This window comes from Parviterribacter kavangonensis (assembly GCF_056863335.1).
Genome location: NZ_JBXPJA010000002.1, coordinates 231,671 through 253,383 on the forward strand (window position 1 = coordinate 231,671; position 21,713 = coordinate 253,383).

The following is a 21,713-nucleotide window of genomic DNA, read 5'->3' on the forward strand; positions in this document are numbered from 1 at the left end:
ACCGGACCCCACCGCGTCGTCTCAGGCGGTCGCGCCCGCCAGCTGCGCGGCGACGAGCCGCGCCAGCCGCGCGCGGTGCGCCTTGCCCGCGCCGAGGAACGCGCTGTCGAGCTGCGCGCGCTTGAACAGCCAGTGGACGTCGGCCTCCCACGTGAAGCCGATGCCACCGTGGGCCTGGATCGCTGACGCCGTGACCTCGCGGCCGGCCTCGGACGCCGCGGCCTTCGCCAGCGCCGCGGCCTCGCTCAGCCGCTCCGGCGCCGCGTCCGCCGCCCACGCGGCGAAGTACGCCGCCGAGCGCGCGCCCTCGGTGCCCTTCAGCATCTCGGCGCACTTGTGCTGCACGGCCTGGAACGAGCCGACCGGCACGCCGAACTGCTTGCGGTCCTTGACGTACTCGAGCGTCATGTCGAGCGCGCGCTGGCAGACGCCGACGAGCTCCGCGGCGACAGCCGCCTGCGCGCGGTCGACGACGCTCTGAGCGTCGCCGCCGAGCTCGACGCCGGCGCCCGGCGCGACCTTCGCGAAGCGGCGCGTGCCGTCGATCGAGTCGAACGGCGTGACGTCCGCGCCGCCCTCGAGCAGCCGCAGGCCGCCGTCCTCGACGACGACGGTCACCGCCGCGTCGGCGGCATCGGCGCACAGCTCGGGCGTGCCGAAGCCGCCGCTCACCTCGCCGGATGCGAGCTGCGGCAGCCACTGCTGCTTCTGCTCGTCGCTGCCGGCGTGCTCGATGGCGAGCGCGGCGAGCGCGGTCGACAGGAACGGCGTGGCCGCGACGGCGTAGCCGAGCTCCTCGAGCAGGATCGCGAGCTCGACGGCGCCGAGGCCCTGGCCGCCGTGCTCCTCGGCCACGGCGATGCCCGGCCAGCCGAGCTCGGCGAGCTCGCGCCACAGGCCGTCGTCGTACGAGCCGCGCTCGGCGGCCTCGCGCACCTTCTCGAACGGCGAGCGGCTCGCCAGCAGGTCGCGCGCGGTGCGCTTGATGTCGCGCTGGTCGTCGGTGAAGTCGAAGTTCATCTTCTGGCTCCCTAGCGCGTCGCCCGCGGCAGGCCCAGGACCCGCTCGGCGACGATGTTCTTCAGCACCTCGGTGGTGCCGCCCTCGATGGTGTTGCCGCGCGCGCGCAGCAGCTCGTAGGCCCAGCGGTTGCCCGCGGTCAGCGCATCCGTGCCGAGCAGGTCGGCCGCGAACTGCGTGAGCTCCTGGTTCGTCTGGGACCACATCCACTTCGTCAGCGAGCCCTCGGGGCCCGGCTGGCCGTACTTCTCGATCGCGGTCAGGCCGCGGTACGCGGTGAGGCGCAGGATCTCCGCCTTGATGTGGAACTCGCCGAGCTTGTCGGCGATGACGTCGTCCTCCAGCAGGCCGCGCCGGGCCGCCTCCTCGATGAGCTCGTCGAGCACTTGCCGCAGGCGGACCTGGAGGAAGAACGCGAGGCCCGCGCGCTCGTTCATGAGCGTCGTGAGCGCGACCTTCCAGCCGTTGCCGACGCCGCCGATGACGTTCTCGTCGGGGATGCGGGCGCCGTCGATGAACAGCTCGTTGAACTCGGGCTCGCCGGTGATCTGGCGCAGCGGCGAGACCTGGATCTCGGGCTGATCCATGTCCATCAGGAAGTACGTGAGGCCCTTGTGCTTCGGCGCCTCGGTGTCCGTACGGGCGACGAGCATGCACCACTTCGAGTACTGCGCACCGGAGGTCCACACCTTCTGCCCGGTGATGACCCACTCGTCGCCGTCCTTCACCGCGCGCGTCTTCAGCGCGGCGAGGTCGGACCCGGCCTCGGGCTCGCTGAAGCCCTGGCACCAGATCTCGTCGGCCGTGAGGATCGGCGGCAGGTAGCGCTCCTTCTGCGCGTCCGTGCCCCAGATCATGAGCGTCGGGCCGCCGAGCAGCAGGCCGAGCACGTTCGCCGGCAGCGGCGCGCGCGAGCGGCCGAGCTCCTCGAAGAAGATCGCCGACTCGGTCATCGTCGCGCCGCGGCCGCCGTACTCGACGGGCCAGTGCACGCCGGCCCAGCCGGACTCGGCGAGCTTGCGCTGCCAGTCGCGGCGGTAGGCGTACGCGGCGTCTTCGCCCTCGGGCTCCTCGCCCGGGGCGTTGGCGGCGAGCCACGTCCGCAGCTCGTCGCGGAACGCGGTCTCGCGCTCGTTGAACGTGAGGTCCATTCAGTCGTCTCCTGTGGTCGCGCGGCTCGTGCCCTCGAGCACGGCAGCGGCGATGTCGGTCAGCGTGTCGGTGAAGTCGTCGGTGTCGATCCGCGCGCCGTCGAGCAGGCGCTGGCAGACGAGCTGGTCCACGCCCGCGGCGAGGACGTACAGCGCGTCGTCGGACGGCATCTGCAGGCCCGCGCGCTCGCGCGTGGCGCGGCGGAACGAGCCCGCGTAGCGCTTGGCGAAGCGCCGCAGGGTGGCGTCGCGCTCGGCCAGCGCCGCCGGGCCCGCGGCGTGGATCTCGGTCTGCCACATGCGCGCGAAGCGCGGCTCGGCGAAGAGCACGTCGATGTACGCGCGCAGCCCAGCGCGCAGCTCGTCGCGCCAGCCGCCCGTCGACGCGCGGACCGCGTCGCCGATGCGCCCGTCGAGGACGTCGACGCCATGGCGGTAGGCCTCGAGGAAGCACTCCTCCTTGGACGCGAACAGCGCGTAGAACGTCCCGCGTGAGACGCGCGCGGCCTTGACCGCGTCGGCGACGGTCGCGGCCGCGTAGCCCTTGTCGGCGACGACCTGCACCATCGCCTCGAGCAGCCGGGCGCGCTGCGCACCGGCGCGCGCGTCGAGGTGCGGTTCGACCGAGGGATGGGCGGCGACGAGGGACGGCTCGGCCATCGAGAGGCGTACCGTACCTCATGAGTACGGATCAGGTACTCGCGGGGTACGGACCATCGGCGCGACGATCGCGGCGATCGCGCCGAAGCACTCGGCGAAGACCGCGCCATGGATGGCGCTGCCGCTTCGCGCTGCGCCGGGCGGCGCAGGCCGGCGGCGGGCGGTCAGCCCGCCGCCGGGAAGGCGCAGCTAGGAGCTCGAGGAGCCCGACGAGCCGGAGCTCGACGAACCGGACGAGCCCGAGGAGCCGGACGAGCGCGACGAGCGCGAGGACCCGGACGAGCGGGACCGCGACGAGCCGGAGGAGCCGGACGAGCCGGACGAGGACGCGCGCGAGGAGCGCGACGAGCCGGACGAGCGCGACGAGGACGCCCGCTTCGTGCCGGACGACGACGCCCGCTTCGTGGTGCCGGACGACGACGCCCGCTTCGTGGTCCCGGACGACGACGCGCGCGAGGACCGCGACGAGCCCGACGACCGGGACGAGCGCGACGACGACGAACCCGACGAGGCGCGCGAGCGCGTCGTGCCGCCGGTCGAGCGGCTGCGCGACGAGGACGACGTCGCGGCGGCGGGCTTGCGCTCCTTCGCCGGGACCTCCTCGCGCACGACGGCCTTGACCAGCTGCTTGATCTGGCCGTCGAGGAACTTCTGCATCCGCTCCTCCTGCCGGCGGTACTCCTTCGCCAGCTTCGAGGTCTCCCTGTCGCCGAGCTGATCGGCGAGCGCCTCGATGAGGTTGTAGTGCGCGATCTCCTCCGCCTCGTTCCAGAAGGCGTCGCGCACGTTGCGCAGCAGGTTGTCGGCCTTGCCCGTGCCGCGCAGCGCCTGCACCGGGCCCTTCGCCGCGGCGGTGACCTTGTTGGTCAGCGCCGTTGCAGCGGTCGCGACCGCTTCCGGCCCGGGGATCGCCGACGCGTCGGCCTTGCCTCCGAGCTGCTTGATCCGCTTCTCGAGACCGCGCGCCTGCGCCTTGGTCTCCTTGAGATGATCCTGAAGGCGCTTCTTCAGCGTCTTCTCAGCCAGCTTGATCTGCGCCTGCAGCGCAGTCTCGAGCTGCTTCTCCTTGCCATACGCCTCGTTGAGGTACTTGACGAGCGTCCGCTCGCGTGAGGTCTGGTCCGGCATCGCTCCGATCGCGCTCCCGTCAGTCTGGGGGACTCCTCCACCGGCGCACCATGCCCGTTCGGGCGAGTGGTGATGCACGCATCATGCAGGGACGACGCGCGTCGCGCGTCTTCACCCGAGTGGAAGCACCCAGAACGCGACCACCGCGTACTGCACTGCGGCCGCCGCGATGACGAGCAGATGGAAGATCTCGTGGTAGCCGAAGACGGTCGGCGACGGGTCCGGGCGATGCAGCACGTAGACGATCGCTCCGGCGCTGTAGAGCAGTCCGCCGGCGATGACCAGAACGGTCGCGAACACGCCGATCGCGTCGAGCATGTCCGGCAGCGCGACGACCGCGACCCAGCCGAGCGCGACGTACACCGCGGCGACGAGCGGCTTCGGCGCGTCGATCCAGACGAGCTTCAGCACGACGCCGCCGAGCGCGCCGGCCCACACGACGATGAGCATCGCGGTGGCGAGCCCGCCGTCCAGCGCCAGCACCGCGAACGGCGTGTAGGTGCCGGCGATCAGAACGAAGATCGCGGAGTGGTCGACGCGCCGCATCCAACGGCGTGCGGACGGCGCCCGCCACGTCACGCGGTGGTAGAGCGCGCTCGCGCCGAACAGCAGCGCGACGCTCGCGCCGTAGATCGCCGCGACGACGCGGGCGGAGGCGCTGGGCGCGGCGACCAGGAGCGAGGGGAGCAGGCCGAGCGAGGCGAAGAACGCCCACTCGTGCGATCGGCCGCGGAAACGCGGCTTGACACCCGGCGTCGCCGGCGCGGCCTCCATGCACCGGAGTGTAGTTCTCAGGCCGCGTTCCAGTGCCGCCACGCCACATCGGTTGGCAGCCAACCAACCGAGTGAACCTCAAGCTTGTGACTGCGCTTCAGCGAGCAGTCGAAGTGGTGTGAGCCGCGAACACGACGACCGTCTCTTCATGGAGCACCGGGCCGCGCCGAGCGCCGAGACGCGCCGGCGGCTCGTCGAGCGGTGGCTCCCGCTCGCCCGTCAGCTCGCCGGGCACTACAAGGTGCGCGACGAGTCCTACGAGGACCTGCTCCAGGTCGCCTCGCTCGGGCTGCTGAAGGCGATCGAGGGCTTCGATCCGGAGCGCGGCATCGCGTTCACCTCCTACGCCGTGCCGACGATCCTCGGCGAGCTGCGCCGCCACTTCCGCGACCGCGCCTGGTCGGTGCGCGTCCCGCGCGCGCTGCAGGAGCTCGCGCTGCAGACCGAGAAGGCCATCGCGCGCCTGACGCCGGAGCTGGGGCGCACGCCGACGGTCGACGAGGTGGCCCACGCGTGCGACGCGACGATCGAGGAGGTCCTCGAGGCGCGCATGGCGGGCGACGCGTACCGCGCGACGTCGTTCGAGGCGCCGCGCGGCGACGATCCTGACGCGCCGACGCTCGGCGACGCACTCGGCAGCGACGACCACGGCTACGAGTGCGCGGAGGCGCGCGCGACGCTGACCGTGCTCCTCGACCAGCTCTCCGAGCGCGACCGGCACGTGCTGCACCTCCGCTTCGAGGAGGACATGACGCAGACCGAGATCGCGCGCCGCGTGGGCGTCTCGCAGATGGCGGTCTCGCGCATCATCCGCCGTTCGATCGATCGCATGCGACTCGCCGCGTAGAGCAGTTCGGACGTAGTCCCGGTTCGAGGGCCCTACACTTCGCGGACCTCATGGACACCGTCGAGCCCTTCGCCATCGACATCGACGAGCGCGACGACCGCGTCGTCATCGTGCCCCGCGGCGAGCTGGACATGGCCAGCGCGCCCGAGCTCGAGCAGACGATCATGCCCCGCATCCAGGACGGCGCGTGGGTCGTGCTGGACCTCCGCTCGCTCGACTTCATCGACTCGAGCGGCCTGCGCGTCGTCGTCGGCGCGCACCGCGCCGCCGAGGAGACCGGCGGCCGCTTCACGTGCGTCCGCGGCGCCGCCGGCTCCACGGTCCACCGGATCGTCGAGATCGCCGGCATCGACGGCGTCATCGAGATGGTCGACGACCCGGCTGCGCCGGCCGCACGCTGACCGCCTCCGCCGTGACGGCGCCGGATCCCCCCACCGAGGAGCTCCGCGCGATCCAGGCCGACAAGGCCGATGCCGAGCGCGAGCTCGCGCGCGACGCGGACCGCGGCGCGGAGGAGCGCACGCACCGCCGCCGGGCCGACAAGGCCGAGTACCTGCGCGAGAAGCTCGACGAGCAGGCCGAGTCGCTGGACGACGCGTGAGCGACCACGCCGACCTCCTCGATCGCTGGGCCGACCTCATCGTCGGCTTCGGCGCGAACGTCCAGCCGGGCCAGCTCGTCGCGATCGGCGGCGAGCCGGGCAAGGAGGCGTTCGTCCGTGCGCTCGCCGAGGCGGCGTACAAGCGCGGCGCCAAGTTCGTCGACGCCCTGTACTTCGACATGCACGTCAAGCGGGCGCGGCTGCTGCACGCCGACGAGGAGACGCTCGGCTACGTCCCGCCGTGGTACGGGCAGCGGCTGCTGGAGCTGAGCGAGCAGCACGGCGCGCGCATCGGTCTCAGCGGGCCGAGCGACCCGTCCGCCTTCGAGGGCGTCGACCCGCGGCGCGCCGGCAAGGACACGATGCCGTTCCTCAAGGAGAGCGGGATCGTCGTCAACGCGCGCACGACGAACTGGACCGCGGCCCCCGCGCCCACCGTCGGCTGGGCCAAGCTCGTGTTCCCGGAGCTGGAGGCCGACGAGGCGCTCGACCGGCTGTGGGAGCAGATCGCGCACACGCTGCGCCTGGACGAGGACGACCCGGTCAGCGCGTGGCAGGCACGTGCGGACCTGCTCGTCGATGCGGCCGAGCGGGTGACCGCCGCGCACTTCGACGCGCTGCACTTCAGCGGGCCCGGCACCGACCTGACGGTGGGTCTGCTGCCGAGCTCGCGCTTCACCGCCGCCCGGTTCCACACGGTCGACGGGCTCGAGCACATGCCGAACCTCCCGACCGAGGAGGTCTTCACGACGCCCGACCCGCTGCGCGTCGACGGCGTCGTGCGGTCGACGAAGCCGCTCTACCTCGGCGGGTCGATCATCGAGGGGCTCGAGGTCGAGTTCCGCGAGGGACGCGCGGTACGCATCGACGCCACCGCGAACGCCGACGTCCTGCGGTCGTACACCGAGCGCGACGAGGGCGCGTGCCGCCTGGGCGAGGTCGCGTTGGTGGACCGCGAGGGCCGCATCGGCCCGCTCGGCACGGTCTTCTACGACACGCTGCTCGACGAGAACGCGGCGTCCCACATCGCGTTGGGCAGCGCCTACACGTTCACCGTCGCCGACGAGGCCGAGCACGCACGGGCGAACCAGAGCGCGATCCACGTCGACTTCATGGTCGGCTCCAACGATGTCGCCGTCGACGGCGTGTCCGCCGACGGCTCGAAGACGCCCGTCCTGCGCGACGGCTCCTGGCAGGTCTAGGCGCTCAGGCGCCGCCGACGCCGCGGACGATCGTCCCGCGGCCCTCGCACTCCGGGCACGTCTCGCCGTCCACCTCGCCGTCGCCGCCGCAGCGCGGGCAGACGTCGTCGCCCGTGCCCTCGGTCCCGGGAGGAGCCTCGTCCCCCGGCGCCATGTCCTCGAAGTCGCGCTCGTCTTGGTCGCTCATGAGCGACGGCTGTACCCGCGCGGGGCGGATCCGACCGGTCAGGGCTCGGGCGTCTCGCCGGCGGGCGTCGTCTCGGCGGCCGGGATGGCGGTCGTCGGCTCCGTCTGCGGCGGTGCCTGCGCGGCCGGCACCTCCTTCGGCGTCGGGGCGGGCCGCGATGCGGTCTTCGGCTCCGAGGTGGGCGCCGATCGGCTCGCCGTACGGGCGGGCAGCGGCGTCGTGCGCTCAGGGGCCACGACCGGCGTGGGTGCGGCGACCGGCACCGCGACGCGCTGGACGATGATGCGCTCCCGGACGACGGGCCGCTTGACGATGACGCGCTCGACGACCTTCGGCCGCGGCGGCGGCTCGCTGCTTGCGGGCACGCCGGCGTCGAGCATCAGGAGCGCGGGCGCGGCGACCCCGAGGCACGCAAGGGCGACGGCACCGCCCGCACGGGCGGCCGGCGGCGCCGAGGCGACCTTCGCGCTCAACCGGTCGCGCCGCCGCGCGAGCCGCACCCGGACGTGCCGGGCGGCGGCGTTCTCGAGCGGCGCGAACGCGAGGAGCAGCAGCTCGGCCGCCAGTGCCCACAGCGCACCGCGCAGCACGAGGTGCTCGACGCCGTCGCCGTGGACGTGGTGCGGCCACCAGAGCAGGAACACACCGGCGGAGAGCCCACCGGCGAGGATCTTCGAGAAGAGGTTCGAGACGGGCACGTCGCCCTCTGCCATCGGCAGGCGTCCCCGGACCTTCACCGCAGATCGGTCGCCCGGCCGATCCCCCCGGCCGACGGCTACCCTTCGTGCCTTCCAGGAGAGGTGCCGGAGCGGTTGAACGGGCGCGACTGGAAATCGCGTAACGGGGGTCAACCTCGTTCGAGGGTTCGAATCCCTCCCTCTCCGTCGTGCGGCCGCCGCAGCTGCTCACGCAGTCCGGACGGCGCCTCGCGGCGTGAACGAGAAGTCCTCGGGCCGCGGCTCGCGCGTCATCGTCCAGTAGTCGACCAGCCGGAACGGCGTGATCGTGACGATCCGCCCCGCGCGGTTCTCGTACCAGTTCGTCATGCCGGGGTGGGTGAACACCATGCCCTCGTGCGCGGCGTCGTTCTCCTCGATCCACGCCTCGTACGGCTCGCGTCGCGGCTCGATCGCGCCGGCGTCGCGGTCCGCCACCGCGTCGAGGCAGCGCAGCACGTAGTGCAGCTGCGTCTCGATCTGGAAGATCGCGCTGCCCCCGTGCGCGAGCCCGGTGTTGGGGCCGAGCAGCATGAAAAAGTTGGGGTAGTTGGGAACGGTGATGCCGAGCAGCGCGCGCGTCTCGTCGTCGTTCCAGAACTCGTGGATGTCCGTCCCGTCGCGGCCGAAGACGCGCATCGGCCACAGCGCCCGCGTCGCGTGGAAGCCGGTGGCGAGCACGACGACGTCGAACGGACGCTCGGCCCCGTCCGCCGTCTCGATCCCACCGGTGGTGAACCGCGCGATCGGGTCGGTCACGAGCTCCACGTTCTCGCGGCGCAGCGTCTTGAACCAGTCGTTGTCGACGAGCATCCGCTTGCCGTACGGCGGGTACGCGGGCAGGCACTTCTCGATGAGGTCCGGACGGCCCTCGAGCTCGCTCTCGAGGTAGCGCGTGAGGAAGCGGCGATGGCGGTCGTTGCGCTCGTTCACCGAGCGCTCGGGGTGCGGCCACTCGGGGTCGACCACGAGCGACGAGTGGATGCCGTCGCTGTAGCGCCAGAACAGCGCGAAGCGGTACCAGGCGGCGTAGTACGGGACGTGCCGCAGCAGCCAGCGCTTCCCGTCGCCGACCTTGCGGTGGTAGTGGCCGTTCGGCGTGATCCAGTGGGGGGAGCGCTGGAAGATCGCGAGGTGCTCGGCCTCGGCAGCCATGCTGCGGGCCGCCTGCAGCCCGCTCGCGCCGCTTCCCACGAGCGCGACGCGCTTGCCGCTCAGGTCGGCGTCCGCCGGCCAGCGGGCGGTGTGGAACATCTGCCCGCCGAAGTCGCCGAGGCCCTCGATGGCGGGGATCCGCGGCTCGTCGAGCAGGCCGACGGCGCTGATGACGAAGCTCGCGTGCATCGTCTCCTCCGAGCCGTCGGCGTTGCGGAGGTTCAGCGTCCAGCCCTGCGCCGCTTCGTCCCAGTGCAGCGCCTCGACGGTGACGCCGAGCCGCAAGTGGTCGCGCAGGCCGAAGCGCTCGACGGTCTCCTCGATGTAGCCGAGGATCTCCGGCTGCTTGGAGAAGTACGACGTCCACTCGGTCGTCGCGTTGAACGAGTACGAGTAGTAGTGGTTCGGCGTGTCGACGCCGCACTCGGGATAGACGTTCGCCCACCAGGTGCCGCCGACGGACGGGTTCTTCTCGAGCACCGTGTAGTCGATCCCGAGCCGCTGGAGCCGCACGGCGGTGGCGACGCCGGACAGGCCCGCGCCGATCACCACCACGTTGCGGCCGTCGAGCCGGTCGCCGAGGCCCTCGGGCTCCTCCGCCGGCCGGAAGCCCATCTCCCGCAGCATCATCGGCACGTACTCGGGCGGCACCGGCTCGCCCACGCACGTCGACATCATCTCGTTGACGAGCTCGTCGCTCAGCTCGAGCGCCCGCCGGTCGAACACCGCGGGGTCGGACAGGATCTCGAGCGCCGCGGCACGGATCTCCTCCTGCACCTCCGGCGGCAGCCCGCCCGACTCGTCGGCGAAGATCTGCCCGTCGCGCTGCGGGGTGAAGGGCGGTTCGATCCAGCGGCGGTCGCCGGTCAGGTGGACCAGCGACATGAGCAGGATCGGAAGGTCCGCCGCGTCCAGCGCGGCCGCCAGGTCCTCGGTCGGGGCGGGCACCGAAGCGAGGCTAGTTCGGAACCGGCAGATCGGAACCGGCGCTCGCGCGCGCGTTGTGGCGACCCACGAGGACGTAGCACGTCATGGTCCCCTTGCCCTTGACGTCGACCGGCTCGCGGCGGTGCAGCTCGAAGCCGCCGCGCAGGCGCTCGTACGCGCGCTCGGTGACCTGGATCGTGCCGGGCAGCGCGTGCGACTCCATGCGGCTGGCCGTGTTGACCGTGTCGCCCCAGAGGTCGTAGCCGAAGCGCGTACGCCCGATGACGCCGGCGACGACGGGGCCGGTGTCGATGCCGATGCGCACCGCGAGCTCCAGCCCGTGCTCGGCCGCGCACGCCGCGACCTCCGGGCCCATCTCGAGCGCCAGCGCGGCGATCGCCTCGGCGTGGTCGGAGCGCGGCGACGGCGCGCCTGCGACGGCCATGTAGGCGTCGCCGATCGTCTTGATCTTCTCGACGCCGTGGCGCGCCGCGGCGGCGTCCCAGCGTGCGAAGACGTGATCGAGCAGCTTGACGAGCTCGGGCGCCGGCAGCCGTTCGGCCAGCGGCGTGAAGCCGACGAGGTCGGCGAAGAGGACGGTGACCTCGTCGCAGTCGTCGGCGAGCACGCCGTCGTGGTGCTTGAGCCGCGCCGCGACCGTCGCGGGCAGCACGTTGAGCAGCAGCCCCTCGGACTCCGCGAGCGCGCGCTCGCGCTGGCGGACGAAGTACTGCAGCAGTGCGAACGCGGTCGTCGCGACGCCGAGGACGTTGAGCGCGAAGAACGTGACGGCGACGCCGTTCGGGATGTCGGCCGGATCGCGGCTGAGCGCCGGGTCGATCGCCCCCGACACGGCGATGAGGCCGGCGAACGCGGCGAACCACGGGAGCGCGCCGCGGGCGCCGAGCATGAGCAGCGCGCCGAGCGGCGAGGTGAACCCCCACAGCGCGACCGCCGAGGACGCCTCGAAGCCGCCGAGGCTCCACTGCAGGGCGAACGGCAGCGCGAGGCTCATCGCCAGCTGGCTGTCGCGGAACCGCACGTAGCGGCGCGTGCGCGCGTACAGCGCGAGGCCGGCGATCGATGCGAGCTGGTACGCGAACGGGATCGCCGCCGAGACCCACTCGCCGAGCAGCGCGTAGGTCGCGACCCAGACGGTGGCAAGGCTCGCCATGAGCGCCGTCGAGAGGACGAGGACCGCCTGGCGGACCCGCAGCTCCTCCGCGTCGGACAGGGATCCCGGCGCCGGCACGGCACGAGCATATGCGCGCCGCCATGCGCCGTGTGTAACCGGTGGGTTGCACCTCGTTCGCGGACGGTGTAACTTGCGGGTTACACAATGAACGAGGAGCACGAGATGGCCGACGACACCGACCGCATCGAACGCGACGTCCTCATCGATGCGCCGATCGAGCGCGTGTGGACGCTCGTCACGAAGAGCGAGCACCTCGGGCGCTGGTTCGCCGACGCCGGCGCGGAGATCGACCTCCGGCCGGGCGGGGCGATGAGCCTCACCTGGCGCGAGCACGGGACGTTCCACGGCCGTGTCGAGGTGGTCGAGGAGCCGCATCGCTTCGCGTACCGCTGGCTCTCGGCGATGGACGTGCGGGACGACCCGCATCCCGGCAACTCGACGCTGGCGGAGTTCACGCTGGCCGCGGAGGACGGCGCTACGCGCGTCACCGTGGTCGAGACGGGCTTCGACGCGCTCGACTGCTCCCCGGAGGAGCGGACCGCCGCCCTCACCTCTCACATGGAGGGCTGGCCGCTCGAGCTCGGCGACCTCGTCGCCTACGCGAGCGCGACGCCGGCGGCGCGATGACCGCTGCCGTCGCCGATCCCGCCCCCGCGGTGTTCGCGGCGCTCGCGGACCCGACGCGCTGGCGCCTGCTCGGCACGCTCGCCGAGCAGGGCGAGGGGACCGCGACGACGATCGCCGCCCAGCTGCCGGTCAGCCGGCCGGCCGTCATCAAGCACCTCACCGTCCTCGATCGCGCCGGGCTCGTGTCGCGCCGGCGCGCGGGGCGCGAGGTGCGCTACCGCGTCGAGCCCGCCCGGCTCGACGAGACCGCGCGGAGGATCTCCGCGCTCGCCGCCGCCTGGGACACCCGCCTGGCGGCGCTGAAGGCACTGGCCGAGGAGGCCTGATCGTGATCGACTACGACGGACAGAGAGGAACCACCATGGACCTGCCCCCGATCGTCTCGCCGCAGGAGTGGGATGCCGCGCGCGAGGAGCTGCTCGTCAAGGAGAAGGCGCTCACACGCGCGCGCGACGAGCTCGCCGCCGAGCGCCGCCGCATGCCGCGCATGGCCGTCGAGAAGGACTACCGCTTCGAGGGGCCCGACGGCCCGGCGAGCCTGACCGACCTGTTCGCCGGCCGCCGCCAGCTGATCGTCTACCGCTTCTTCTACGAGCCGGGCGTGGGCGGCTGGCCCGAGCACGGCTGCCCCGGCTGCTCGTTCCTCGCCGACCAAGTGGCGAACCTCGCGCACCTCAACGCCCGCGACACCACGCTCGTCTTCGTCTCGCGCGCGCCGCAGGCGGACATCGAGCGCTGGAAGCAGCGGATGGGCTGGCAGCAGATCCCGTGGTACACGCTGACCGACGACTTCGACACCGACTTCGGCGTCGGCGAGTGGCACGGCACGAACGCGTTCCTGCGCGACGACGACGGCAACGTCTTCCGCACGTACTTCATCGACAAGCGCGGCGACGAGGCGATGGGCAGCACCTGGACGTACCTCGACATCACCGCGCTCGGCCGACAGGAGATCTGGGAGGACTCCCCCGAGGGCTATCCGCAGACGCAGGCCTACGTCTGGTGGAACCTCCACGACGAGTACGGCGCAGCGATGACGTAGGGCGCGCGGATCCGCGACGCTGTGGATGGCCATGCGCAGCGGCGTGACGGGTCGGGCCGGTCGTACGACGGTGCCCTCGGCGGAGGTGTGCGCCCTGATCGACGACGTGCTCGTGCCGCGGATGGACGAGATCGCCGAGCAGATCACGCGCGAGATCCATCGCCACGACGCCGCTCCGGGCGCCGATCCCGAGGCGGTGGCGGAGACGCGGGCGAGCTGCCGGGCGAACCTGCGCGTGACGCTCGCGATGTGGCGCGCGGGGCAGGATCCGCGCGGCGCGCATCCGACCGAGGCCGGCGCCGCCTACGCGCGCGCCTACGCACGGTCCGGCCGCCCGCTGGCCGACCTTCTGCGCGTGTACCGGATCGGCCAGGAGGAGCTGATGAGCATCCTGCGCCACGAGGTGGCCGAGCGGCTGCCGCCCGAGACGGCGCTCCGTGCCGTCGAGGAGGCGTCGAGCTTCATCTTCAACTGGATCGACGCGACGCTGGAGGAGCTCGAGGCGGTCTACCACCGCGAGCGCGAGGCGTCCGAGCGCACGTCCGCGGCGACGCGGCGCAGGGTCGCCGCGGCGATCCTCGCGGGCGAGGACCCCGACCTCGTCGAGGCCGGCGCGGCGCTGCGCTACGACCTGCGCCGCCGGCACCTCGGTGCCGTGATCTGGTCGGACGCCGGAGCGGACGTCGAGCACCTCGAGGAGGCGGCGCGCACGCTCGCTTCGCGGTGGACGACCGAGGCGCCGCTGACGCTGCCGATCGGCGGTCTCGCGCTCGGCGTGTGGGTCGGGGCCTGGGAGGCGCCGACCGCGGACGACGCGCCGGAGCACGCGCTGCCCGACGACGTGCGCTGCGCGCTCGGCACCTGGCGCGGCGGGCTCGAGGGCTTCCGCGCGACGCATCACGAGGCGCTGCGCGCCCGCCGCGCGGCCACGACGTTCGTGCTGCCCGACGGCGGGGATGTCGCCTACGCGGACGTCGCGCTCGCGGCGCTGCTCTCCGGCGACGTCAAGGAGGCGCGGACGTTCGTGCGCGACGAGCTCGGAGCGCTGCTCGGCCAGGGCCCGCGCGACACGACCGTCCGGCTGCGCGAGACGGTGGAGGCCTACTTCGCCGAGCTCGCCAGCGTGACGCGAACGGCACGCCGCCTCGGCGTCCACGAGAACACGGTGCAGTACCGGCTGCAGCGCGCCGCCGAGGCGCTCGGGCGGCCGCTGCGCGAGCGATCCGTCGAGCTGCAGGTCGCCCTGGTCCTCGCGCGGCTGCTGCCGCCGGAGGACGCGCAGCCGCGGTTGTGAGTTCCGGACAAAGCCGACCCCGAGCCCGCGGCGCGATGCGCGCGTTCGGCCATGGCGGGGCCCGCACGGCGGACGTAGCGTCGCGGCCATGACCGTGATGACCGCACCCGCGTTGGGGATCGGCGAGGGCGGCGCCCGCCTGGACGAGATGCTCGCCCGGTCCGAGGGGCTGACCGCAGCGACCGGCCACTACTTCGGCCTCGAGCACATGGAGCTCAAGGAACGCGACCCGATCCACTTCGAGAAGCTCTTCTCACGGCTGCGTGGCGGCCTGGTGTCCGCACGCGAGACGGCGCTCAACATCAGCGCGTCGCCGATCGTGCGGGAGCTGGGCGAGATCTGCTTCGCGCTGTACACCCCGGAGGGCGACTCGGTGGCGCTGAGCACCGGGATCATCGTCCACGTCCACACGATGTCCGACGCGATCAAGTTCATGATCCGCGAGGGCTGGGAGGACAACCCGAAGATCCGGCCGGGCGACATCTTCGCCAACAACCAGCCGACGATCGGCGACGTCCACAACTGCGACGTGCAGACGTTCGTCCCGATCTTCTGGGAGGACGAGCTCATCGCGTGGGCCGGCGGGGTCATCCACGTCATGGACATCGGCGCGGCCGCGCCGGGCGGCGTCCCGGTCGGCATCACCACGCGCTACGAGGACGGGATCGACCTCCACTGCACGAAGATCGGCGAGGCCGACGAGATCGCGCGGTGGCACCTCAAGCGCGTCTCGCTGATGTCGCGCGCGCCGGGCCTGTGGCTGCTCGACGAGCGGACCCGCCTGGCGGGCTGCCACATGATCCGCGACACCATCGAGCGGATCGTCCGCGACGAGGGGCTCGACACGTTCAAGCAGTTCACCCGCGAGGCGATCGAGGACGGCCGCCGCGCGTTCAAGTCGCGCGTGCGCACGATGATGGTCCCCGGGCGCTACCGCTCGCCCGGCTTCCACGACGCGAAGTTCGCCGACAAGGAGGTCATGCCGAAGCGCGCGCGGCGCGACCTCATCATGCACGGCTCCTACGAGGTCGTCGTCGACGCCGACGGGCACTGGACGACCGACCTGCGCGGCTCGTCGGCGTGGGGCTGGCACGTCTTCAACGGCACGCCGTCGGCGATGCAGGGCATGCAGTGGATCCAGTTCACGCAGGGCCTGATCTGCAACGACAAGATCAACGACGGCGCGTACTACGCGACGTCGATGCACCTGACGCCCGGCTCGTGGTGCGACGTGGGCGAGAACCCGGGCTCCTCCTCGCTGCCGTGGAACCCGATGTACTCGACGTTCACGGGCTACCTGCGGTCGTTCTCGCGCGGGCTGTTCTCGCGCGGCTACATCGAGGAGATCGTCACGTCGTTCGTCGCGCCGGGCAACGTGATGCAGGGCGGCGGGATCAACCAGCACGGGCAGATCTCCGGCTTCATCAACTTCGAGATCGGGGCCCAGGGCCAGGGCGGCAAGTTCGTCCTCGACGGCCTCGACTACGGCGCGGCGGCGTTCAACCCCGAGGGCGACATGGGCGACGTCGAGATGTGGGAGACGATCCAGCCCACGCTCTACCTCAGCCGTGCCGTGAACCCCGGCTCGCCGGGCGCCGGCCGGCACCGCGGCGGCGCGTCGTGCAACTCGCTCTTCCTCGTCTACGGGACGAAGGACTTCGAGCTCGAGAACATCGGCACCGGGTCGATGTTCGTCTCGCCCGGCCTGTTCGGCGGCTACCCCGGCCCGTCGAGCTACGTGCACTCCATCTTCGGCGCCGATCTCATCGAGCGCGCGCGCCGCGGCGAGGAGTACCCGCTCGCCGAGCCGGACCGCGAGAGCTCGCCGCTGCTGGAGATCGCCGGCGAGCACCTGTTCAAGCAGGACGCGTACACGACGAACTACGCGGTGGAGACCGGCGACCTCTACCTGTCGGTCGGGCGCGGGAGCGGCGGCGTCGGCGACCCGCTGCTGCGGCCCGAGGACGCGGTGCGGCGCGACGTCGAGCTGGGGCACCTGCTGCCGCGTCTCGCCGACAGCGCCTACGGCGTGGGCGACCGCGACGCGTACCGCCGGCGGCGGCTGCAGCGGGCCCGGCCGGCGCGCGAGTGGTGGGCCGAGCAGCGCGAGCGGATCCTCGCGCAGGACCTCATCGAGCCGGTGAAGGTGATGCTCGCCGAGTCGATGCGCCTGTCGCCGCAGTGGGCGGCGGAGTACCGCGGCTTCTGGGGCCTCCCGGAGGACTTCGACTTCGACGTGGTCACGCCGACGCTGACGGTCGAGCGGGCCGAGCCCGGCAAGGTCACGCCGGAGCAGGCGGTACGGCGGTTCCTCGACCGCGCGGAGGCGTGGCGGCCCGAGAGCGACGGCGACATCCCGGCGAGCGAGGGCCTGAGCCGCGAGACGCTCGCCGACCTGCTCGACGAGCGGCTCAGCCGCCGGGCGGTCAAGGACATCCAGTCGGCGCCCAAGGACGCGCAGCGGTTCGACACGTGGATCGAGCTGCTGCAGGAGCGCGTCTCCTACGACGACCCGATCGTGCTGCCGTACGGCGAGGGCCTGAACATCGTGCACCGCCGGACCGACGGCGAGCTCGTCATCCGCACCGACGCGGGCTTCGACCTGTGCCGGTGGGACGAGAACTGGAAGCTCCACGCGGTCATGTTCGTCCGCGACACCGACGAGCTCTACGAGGAGATCTACCCCAAGCTCGGGCACCCGGACGAGGGCTGGCAGGAGCTGCGCGAGTACTACTGCCCGGTCTCCGGCCACCTGCTGGAGACGGAGGCCGTGCCGCCCGGCTACCCGATCGTGCACGAGTACCTGCCGGACCTCGACGGCTTCTACCGCGGCTGGCTCGGGCGCGAGGTGCCCGCCTGATGCGAGCGGTGTCGCTCGCCGGGGAGGGCAAGCTCGTCGCCACCGATCTCGAGGACCCGCAGCCGGGTCCCGGCGAGATGGTGCTGCGCGTCGAGCGCGCCGGGGTCTGCGGCAGCGACCTGCGCCTGGCGCCGACGCTGCCCGCGGGGACCGTGATGGGCCACGAGTTCGTCGGGCGCGTCGAGCGCGTCGGCGGCGACGGGACGGCGTTCGCGACGGGCGACCGCGTGTGCAGCATCCCGGCGATCGGCTGCGGGTCGTGCGTCGCCTGCGCGGCCGGGGACCCGGTGCACTGCGCGCAGGCGCGGCTCATCGGCCTCGGCGACCAGCTCGGCGCGTTCGCGGAGCGGCTGGTCGTCGGCGTGCGCGAGTCGCTGCTCGTGCCCGAGCACGTCCCGGTCGAGAGCGCGGCGCTCATCGAGCCGCTCGCGGTGGCGTACAAGGCGTTCGTGGCGGCCGGCGCGAAGCCGGGGGACCGGCTCGCGATCGTGGGCGCCGGGCCGATCGGGCTCGCGATCCTGCTGTGGGCGGTCGCGAAGGGCGTGCACGACGTGCTCGTGATCGACCCCGTCGAGGACCGGCGGCAGCGCGCGCTCGAGGCGGGGGCCCGCTGCGCGTCCGGACCGGGACGCGACGAGCTGCGCGCCGCGACCGAGGACCTGCTCGGCGGCCGGCCGCGCGTCGTCATCGAGGCCGCGGGGGCGCCGGGGACGCTGACGGCGGCGCTGAAGCTCGTGGATCGCGAGGGCCGCGTGCTCGTCGCCGGGATGCACGAGACCGACGAGACGATCCCGACGCGCAGCGCGTTCTTCCGCGACCTGACCTTCAGCTTCAGCTCGTGGTACCGGCGCGAGCACTTCGAGCTCACGATCGAGGCGCTCGCGAGCGGGCAGCTCGACCCGTCGCCGCTCATCGGCGACGTGATCCGCCTCGATGACCTGCCCACGGCGTTCGCGCGGGCGCGCGCCGGCGCGTCCGGGGGCAAGCTGCTGGTCAGGGCGGCGTGACTCCCGAGCCCGCCGGCCTGCTGATCGCCAACCGCGGCGAGATCGCCGTGCGCATCGCGCGCGCGGCGGCGAACGCCGGCCTGCGCTCGGTCGCCGTCTTCTCCGAGGACGACGCCGCCTCGCTGCACGTGCGGATGGCCGACGAGGCCGTCGCGCTGCGCGGCTCGGGCCCGGCCGCGTACCTCGACGCCGAGGAGCTCATCCGTGCGGCGCGGGAGGCCGGGTGCCACCTCGTGCATCCGGGCTACGGGTTCCTGTCGGAGAGCGACGCGTTCGCGCGCGAGTGCGCGGAGGCGGGCCTCGTGTTCGCCGGGCCGGAGCCGGGGACGCTCGCGCTGCTCGGCGACAAGGCGAGCGCGCGCCGCCTGGCGGCCGAGCGCGGCGTCCCCGTCCCGGCGGGCACCGAGGCGCCCGCGACGGTCGAGGACGTCGAGGCGCTCCTGCGCTCGCTCGGCGACGGCGGCGCGGTGATGGTCAAGGCGGTCGCAGGCGGGGGCGGACGCGGCATGCGCGTCGTCCGCGATCCCGGCGAGGTCGCCGCCCAGTTCGAGCGCTGCGCCTCGGAGGCGACGAGCGCGTTCGGCCGCGGCGAGCTGTACGCCGAGCAGCTGCTCGAGGACGTCCGCCACATCGAGGTGCAGGTCATCGGCGACGGCAGCGGCGCCGTCGTCGCGCTCGGCGACCGCGACTGCAGCGTCCAGCGCCGCCACCAGAAGGTCGTCGAGATCGCGCCGGCGCCGGATCTCCCCGACCGCGTGCGCGCGGCGATGGCCGACGCGGCGGTGGACCTCGCGGGCGCCGTCCGCTTCCGCGGGCTCGGGACGTTCGAGTTCCTCGTCCCGCGCGCGCCCGCAGAAGGCGCGCCCGGCTTCGTCTTCCTCGAGGCCAACCCGCGCCTGCAGGTCGAGCACACGGTCACCGAGGAGGTGCTCGGTCTCGACCTCGTGGTCCTCGGCCTGCAGGTCGCGCAGGGCGCCTCGCTCGCCGACCTCGGCCTCGTCCCCGGGCGCCTGCCGGCGCCGCGGGGCATCGCCATCCAGGCACGCGTCAACGCGGAGACGATGCAGCCCGACGGGACGGCGCTCCCGGCGGCGGGCGAGCTGAGCGCGTTCCAACCGCCGACCGGCCCCGGCGTGCGCACCGACACGTACGCGTACGCGGGCTACGCGACGAACCCGCGGTTCGACTCGCTGCTCGCGAAGGTCGTCGTCTTCGCGCGCGGGGCAGATCTCGCCGAGGCGGCGGCGCGCACGCACCGCGCGCTGCGCGAGTTCCGCATCGAGGGCGTCGCGACGAACCTCCCGTTCCTCCGCGCGGTGCTCGCGCATCCGGCGTTCGTGCGGGGCGAGGTCGTGACGAGCTTCGTCGACGAGCACGCGGGCGAGCTCGCGGGCGCGCCGTCGGGGGAGGCCCCGTTCCCGCCGGCGACCGAGCAGGTCGCCGCCGCGGACCCGGCGTCGAACGGCGTCGTGCTGCCGCCGGGCACGGAGGGCGTCGGCGCGCCGCAGCAGGGCGCCGTCGTCAGCGTGCTCGTCGCCGAGGGCGACGTCGTCCGCGCCGGCACGCCGCTGCTGATCCTCGAGGCGATGAAGATGGAGCACGAGATCGTCGCGCCGGCCGCCGGCACGGTTCGCGGGATCGCCGTCGGCGTCGGCGACGTCGTGCCCGCCGAGCAGCTGCTCGTCGTGCTCGAGCCGGGCGGCGCGGGCGAGTCCGGCGCCAACGGCGGACCGCCGGTCGACCCCGACTTCATCCGCGCCGACCTGCGCGAGACGCTCGACCGCCACGCGCTCACCCTCGACGAGGGCCGTCCCGAGGCGGTCGCCAAGCGCCACGGGCGCGGCCGGCGGACCGCGCGCGAGAACCTCGCGGAGCTCGTCGACGAGGGCTCGTTCGTCGAGTACGGCGCGCTCGTCGTCGCCGCCCAGCGGCAGCGCCGCACCGAGGACGAGCTCATCCGCGCGACGCCCGCGGACGGGCTGGTCGGCGGCGTCGCGCGCGTGAACGGCGACCTGTTCGGCGACGACGGCCGCTGCGCGGTCCTCTCCTACGACTACATGGTCTTCGCGGGCACGCAGGGGCTGGCCAACCACCGCAAGAAGGACCGCCTCTTCGGCGTCATCGAGCGCCTGCGCCTGCCGGTCGTCTTCTTCGCCGAGGGCGGCGGCGGGCGGCCCGGCGACGTCGAGACCGAGGGCCCGGCGCAGCTGCCGCTCAAGAGCTTCGCGATGTGGGGCGGGCTCTCCGGGCTCGTGCCGCGGATCGCCGTGGTGTCCGGCCCGTGCTTCGCCGGCAACGGCGCGATCGCGGGCGGGGCGGACCTCATCATCGCCACGCCCGACGCGACGATCGGCATGGGCGGCCCGGCGATGATCGAGGGCGGCGGGCTCGGGAAGTTCCCGGCCGCCGACGTCGGGCCCGTGTCGGTGCAGGCGCCGAACGGCGTCCTCGACGTCGTGGTACACACCGAGGACGAGGCGATCGCGACCGCCAAGAAGGTGCTCGGCTACTTCCAGGGGCCGGTCGCCGAGTGGTCGTGTGCGGACCAGCGGACGCTGCGCTCGATCGTCCCCGAGAACCGACTGCGCTCCTACGACGCGCGCCGGGTCTTCGACGTCCTCTTCGACAGCGGCTCGGTCACCGAGCTGCGCGCCGCGTTCGCGCCGGGGATGCTCACGGCGCTGGCGCGCATCGAGGGCCGGCCGGTCGGCGTGATCGGCAACAACCCGCTGCACCTCTCGGGCGCGATCACGAGCGCCGCCGCCGACAAGGCCGCGCGCTTCCTGCAGCTCTGCGACGCGTTCGACCTGCCGGTCGTCAGCCTCATCGACACGCCGGGGATCATGGTCGGGCCCGACGCCGAGGCGACCGCATTGGTGCGGCACGCGAACCGGCTGTTCGTCACCGGCCCCAGCCTCACGGTGCCGATGGTCGCGGTCGTGCTGCGCAAGGCGTACGGCCTCGGCGCGCAGGCGATGGCGGGCGGCGGGTTCCACGAGACCGTCGCGTCGCTCGCGTGGCCCACGGGCGAGGTGGGAGCGATGGGGCTCGAGGGTGCCGTGCGGCTCGGCTACCGCAAGGAGCTCGAGGCGATCGAGGACCCCGAGGAGCAGCAGCGCCACTTCGACGAGCGGCTCGCCGAGATGTACCGCAAGGGCAAGGCGCTGACCGCCGCGACGTACTTCGAGTTCGACGACGTGATCGATCCCGCGGACACGCGGCGGATCATCGCGAGCGTCCTCGCCGCCGCGCCCGCGCCGCCGCCCCGTGAGGGCAAGAAGCGGCCGTTCGTCGACACGTGGTGAGGGCCCCGGCGCTCC

At 73.0% G+C, this 21,713-nt stretch carries 20 protein-coding genes and 1 tRNA gene; 12 read left to right on the forward strand and 9 right to left on the reverse strand.

Going from position 1 to position 21,713, the window contains the following annotated elements; all coding sequences use genetic code 11:
- Nucleotides 1–21 precede the first annotated feature (21 nt).
- The 5 genes from AC1UE4_RS16925 to trhA all read right to left on the reverse strand — a co-directional run bounded on the left by AC1UE4_RS16925 (nt 22) and on the right by trhA (nt 4,733).
- On the reverse strand, nt 22–1,020 hold the full coding sequence (locus AC1UE4_RS16925) for an acyl-CoA dehydrogenase family protein (protein WP_482918480.1): 999 nt from the start codon (nt 1,018–1,020) through the stop codon (nt 22–24).
- A gap of 11 nt (nt 1,021–1,031) precedes the next feature.
- Nucleotides 1,032–2,171, reverse strand: coding sequence for an acyl-CoA dehydrogenase family protein (locus AC1UE4_RS16930; RefSeq protein ID WP_482918481.1), 1,140 nt, complete (start codon nt 2,169–2,171; stop codon nt 1,032–1,034).
- On the reverse strand, nt 2,172–2,831 hold the full coding sequence (locus AC1UE4_RS16935; RefSeq protein ID WP_482918482.1) for a TetR/AcrR family transcriptional regulator: 660 nt from the start codon (nt 2,829–2,831) through the stop codon (nt 2,172–2,174).
- Between the two features lie 189 nt (nt 2,832–3,020).
- A complete protein-coding gene (locus tag AC1UE4_RS16940; RefSeq protein WP_482918483.1) occupies nt 3,021–3,959 on the reverse strand; it encodes a DUF892 family protein in 939 nt (312 codons plus the stop codon).
- 111 nt (nt 3,960–4,070) lie between these two features.
- Nucleotides 4,071–4,733, reverse strand: coding sequence for a PAQR family membrane homeostasis protein TrhA (trhA, locus tag AC1UE4_RS16945; protein ID WP_482918484.1), 663 nt, complete (start codon nt 4,731–4,733; stop codon nt 4,071–4,073).
- A 148-nt stretch (nt 4,734–4,881) separates the two neighbouring features.
- On the opposite strand from trhA, the gene AC1UE4_RS16950 reads away from it, so the two are divergent.
- The 4 genes from AC1UE4_RS16950 to AC1UE4_RS16965 are packed head-to-tail and all read left to right on the forward strand — an operon-like array spanning nt 4,882 to nt 7,383.
- Nucleotides 4,882–5,580 (forward strand): SigB/SigF/SigG family RNA polymerase sigma factor, encoded by a 699-nt coding sequence (locus AC1UE4_RS16950; protein WP_482918485.1) that lies wholly within the window; start codon nt 4,882–4,884, stop codon nt 5,578–5,580.
- Nucleotides 5,581–5,630: 50 nt separating this feature from the next.
- Complete coding sequence (locus AC1UE4_RS16955) at nt 5,631–5,981, forward strand: STAS domain-containing protein (RefSeq protein ID WP_482918486.1); 351 nt, start codon at nt 5,631–5,633, stop codon at nt 5,979–5,981.
- Between the two features lie 11 nt (nt 5,982–5,992).
- A complete protein-coding gene (locus AC1UE4_RS16960; protein ID WP_482918487.1) occupies nt 5,993–6,181 on the forward strand; it encodes a hypothetical protein in 189 nt (62 codons plus the stop codon).
- Entirely contained in the window at nt 6,178–7,383 is a 1,206-nt protein-coding gene (locus tag AC1UE4_RS16965; RefSeq protein WP_482918488.1) for an aminopeptidase, read from the forward strand. The genes AC1UE4_RS16960 and AC1UE4_RS16965 overlap by 4 nt, the downstream gene beginning before the upstream one ends.
- Nucleotides 7,384–7,387: 4 nt before the next feature.
- Here AC1UE4_RS16965 and AC1UE4_RS16970 read toward each other — a convergent pair whose 3' ends face one another.
- Nucleotides 7,388–7,570, reverse strand: coding sequence for a hypothetical protein (locus AC1UE4_RS16970; protein ID WP_482918489.1), 183 nt, complete (start codon nt 7,568–7,570; stop codon nt 7,388–7,390).
- Between the two features lie 38 nt (nt 7,571–7,608).
- Nucleotides 7,609–8,307, reverse strand: a complete 699-nt coding sequence (locus AC1UE4_RS16975; RefSeq protein WP_482918490.1) for a hypothetical protein — start codon at nt 8,305–8,307, stop codon at nt 7,609–7,611.
- Nucleotides 8,308–8,364: 57 nt separating this feature from the next.
- Between AC1UE4_RS16975 and AC1UE4_RS16980 the strand changes: the two genes are divergently transcribed.
- A tRNA-Ser gene (locus AC1UE4_RS16980) sits at nt 8,365–8,454 on the forward strand.
- A gap of 21 nt (nt 8,455–8,475) precedes the next feature.
- On the opposite strand, the gene AC1UE4_RS16985 is transcribed toward AC1UE4_RS16980, so the two are convergent.
- Together AC1UE4_RS16985 and AC1UE4_RS16990 are read right to left on the reverse strand one after the other, a co-directional pair.
- Entirely contained in the window at nt 8,476–10,389 is a 1,914-nt protein-coding gene (locus AC1UE4_RS16985) for a flavin-containing monooxygenase (protein ID WP_482918491.1), read from the reverse strand.
- Nucleotides 10,390–10,399: 10 nt separating this feature from the next.
- Nucleotides 10,400–11,620: an adenylate/guanylate cyclase domain-containing protein gene (locus tag AC1UE4_RS16990; RefSeq protein WP_482918492.1), complete on the reverse strand. Its 1,221-nt coding sequence runs from the start codon at nt 11,618–11,620 to the stop codon at nt 10,400–10,402.
- 105 nt (nt 11,621–11,725) lie between these two features.
- Here AC1UE4_RS16990 and AC1UE4_RS16995 point away from each other — a divergent pair, with 105 nt between their 5' ends.
- The 7 genes from AC1UE4_RS16995 (at nt 11,726) to AC1UE4_RS17025 (ending at nt 21,698) form a co-directional block, all read left to right on the forward strand.
- Nucleotides 11,726–12,190: an SRPBCC family protein gene (locus AC1UE4_RS16995; protein ID WP_482918493.1), complete on the forward strand. Its 465-nt coding sequence runs from the start codon at nt 11,726–11,728 to the stop codon at nt 12,188–12,190.
- Nucleotides 12,187–12,516 carry an ArsR/SmtB family transcription factor gene (locus AC1UE4_RS17000; RefSeq protein ID WP_482918494.1) on the forward strand — a complete coding sequence of 110 codons (330 nt, stop codon included), beginning with the start codon at nt 12,187–12,189 and terminating at the stop codon, nt 12,514–12,516. Before AC1UE4_RS16995 ends, AC1UE4_RS17000 begins: the two co-directional genes overlap by 4 nt.
- Before the next feature lie 35 nt (nt 12,517–12,551).
- Nucleotides 12,552–13,232, forward strand: a complete 681-nt coding sequence (locus AC1UE4_RS17005; RefSeq protein ID WP_482918495.1) for a DUF899 domain-containing protein — start codon at nt 12,552–12,554, stop codon at nt 13,230–13,232.
- Between the two features lie 85 nt (nt 13,233–13,317).
- A complete protein-coding gene (locus tag AC1UE4_RS17010; RefSeq protein ID WP_482918496.1) occupies nt 13,318–14,526 on the forward strand; it encodes a PucR family transcriptional regulator in 1,209 nt (402 codons plus the stop codon).
- A gap of 88 nt (nt 14,527–14,614) precedes the next feature.
- Nucleotides 14,615–17,386 (forward strand): hydantoinase B/oxoprolinase family protein, encoded by a 2,772-nt coding sequence (locus AC1UE4_RS17015; protein ID WP_482918497.1) that lies wholly within the window; start codon nt 14,615–14,617, stop codon nt 17,384–17,386.
- Entirely contained in the window at nt 17,386–18,393 is a 1,008-nt protein-coding gene (locus AC1UE4_RS17020) for a zinc-dependent alcohol dehydrogenase (RefSeq protein ID WP_482918498.1), read from the forward strand. The genes AC1UE4_RS17015 and AC1UE4_RS17020 overlap by 1 nt, the downstream gene beginning before the upstream one ends.
- Nucleotides 18,390–21,698 carry an acetyl-CoA carboxylase family protein gene (locus AC1UE4_RS17025; RefSeq protein WP_482918499.1) on the forward strand — a complete coding sequence of 1,103 codons (3,309 nt, stop codon included), beginning with the start codon at nt 18,390–18,392 and terminating at the stop codon, nt 21,696–21,698. Before AC1UE4_RS17020 ends, AC1UE4_RS17025 begins: the two co-directional genes overlap by 4 nt.
- Nucleotides 21,699–21,713: the final 15 nt, after the last annotated feature.